Source organism: Virgifigura deserti, assembly GCA_003576685.1.
GTDB lineage: Bacteria > Pseudomonadota > Alphaproteobacteria > Dongiales > Dongiaceae > Virgifigura > Virgifigura deserti.
In genome coordinates, this window is sequence record QOZR01000031.1 from 1 (window position 1) to 1745 (window position 1745).

The 1745-nt window shown below is 68.1% G+C and carries 2 protein-coding genes; one reads left to right on the top strand and one right to left on the bottom strand.

The features are described from left to right. Positions 1-1274 (top strand): alpha-amylase family glycosyl hydrolase (locus DT069_RS24445; RefSeq protein ID WP_119462956.1); only part of this gene is annotated, 1274 nt, incomplete at its 5' end. A gap of 36 nt (positions 1275-1310) precedes the next feature. Here DT069_RS24445 and DT069_RS24450 read toward each other — a convergent pair. Next, on the bottom strand, positions 1311-1745 hold a 435-nt coding region (locus DT069_RS24450; protein WP_425450523.1), incomplete at its 5' end, for a hypothetical protein.

A 1745-nucleotide genomic window follows, 5' to 3' on the forward strand; every position in this document is an offset into this window, starting at 1 on the left:
CCAAGCGTGCCTGGTACATCTGGCATGATCCCGCCCCGGACGGCGGCCCGCCGACCAACTGGCTGTCCGAGTTCGGCGGCAGCGCCTGGGAATGGGACGCGGCCACCGGCCAGTACTATTACCACGCCTTCCTGAAGCAGCAGCCCGACCTCAACTGGCGCAACCCGGAGGTGGTCGCCGCCATGCACGACGTGCTGCGCTTCTGGCTCGACAAGGGCGTCGACGGATTCCGGGTCGATACCATTCACCACCTCATCAAGGACGACCAGTTCCGCGACAACCCGCCGAACCCGGACTGGCGGCCCGGCATGCCGCCGCACTGTCAGGTCCTTCGTCTTTACACTACCGACCGGCCGGAGGTTCATCCGGTGCTGGCGGGATTCCGGCAGGTGCTCGACGGCTACGAAGACCGGGTGCTGATCGGCGAAGCATATCTGCCGATCGAACGGCTGGTCGCCTATTACGGCGAGAATCTCGTCGGCGTTCATCTGCCCTTCAACTTCCATCTGATCGGGGCGCCGTGGGATGCAAAGGCCCTTGCGGTACTGATCAACACGTACGAGACGGCACTGCCGGAGGGCGGCTGGCCGAACTGGGTGCTGGGCAATCACGACAAGCCGCGCATCGTCACGCGGGTTGGCGCCGTGGATGCCCGGCTGGCGGCGATGCTTCTGCTGACCCTGCGGGGCACGCCGACGATGTATTACGGCGACGAGATCGGCATGGCCGACGTGCCGATTCCGCCCGAGCGGGTGCAGGATCCGTTCGAGAAGAACGTGCCCGGCATCGGCGTCGGCCGCGACCCGGCCCGGACGCCGATGCAATGGAGCGGCGCGCCCGGCGCCGGCTTCACCGCGGCCGAGCCGTGGCTGCCGCTCGCCGCGGACTACGCTACCGTCAATGTCGCGGCGCAGCGGGACGACCCCGCCTCGATGCTTGCGCTCTACCACCGCCTCATCGCCCTGCGCCGCGCCGAGCCGGCGCTGACGATCGGAGATTATGCCCCGTTCGACGCTGATAACGGCGTCCTCGCCTATCTGCGGCGGCACGAGGGCCGCCGATTGCTGGTGGCGCTGAACATGAGTGCTGCGCCGCAGATGGTGACGTTGCCGACCTCCGGGCCGACCTCCGGGCCGACCTCCGGTGAATCGGACCGCGTTCTCCTGTCGACCTATCTCGATCGGTTCGGCGAGTGTATCGATGCGCAGATCCGGCTGCGCACCAGCGAGGGTGTTATCATCGGCCTCAAGGCCAACTCCGCGATAGGCGGTTAACTGTCAGGCGCAATCAGATCCGTCTCTGCCGAGAGCCTAGTCGCCGCTTCCGCCCGACGATCCGCCGGAGCCGCTACCGGAGGATCCAGTCGCGCCGCCACCGGATCCGGTCTCACCGCCGGCGCTCCCACTCCCGGTGCTACTACCACCGCCGGTCCCGCCATCGGTGCCGCCGCCTTCGGCGGTGTCGCCGGGCCCGCCTGTCGACCCGGGCGCCAGGGCACCGGCATTGTCGTCGTCGACGTCCTCGCCGGTGATCACCCCCGGCTGCGTCTCCATGACGTCTGGGATCTCTTCCTCCTGATCTTCCGCATCGTCGTCCGCGCCGAGCGTGTCCTGCGCGATGACCAGGCGGCCGCGATCCGCGGCAGTGTTCTCCGGGCCCGTGTCGCGCGTGTTCATCTGTTCGGCCCAGGCCGGGACGGCGAAGACGAGGGCGAGCGCCGTACTCGACAGCAGCTTGTACATGGG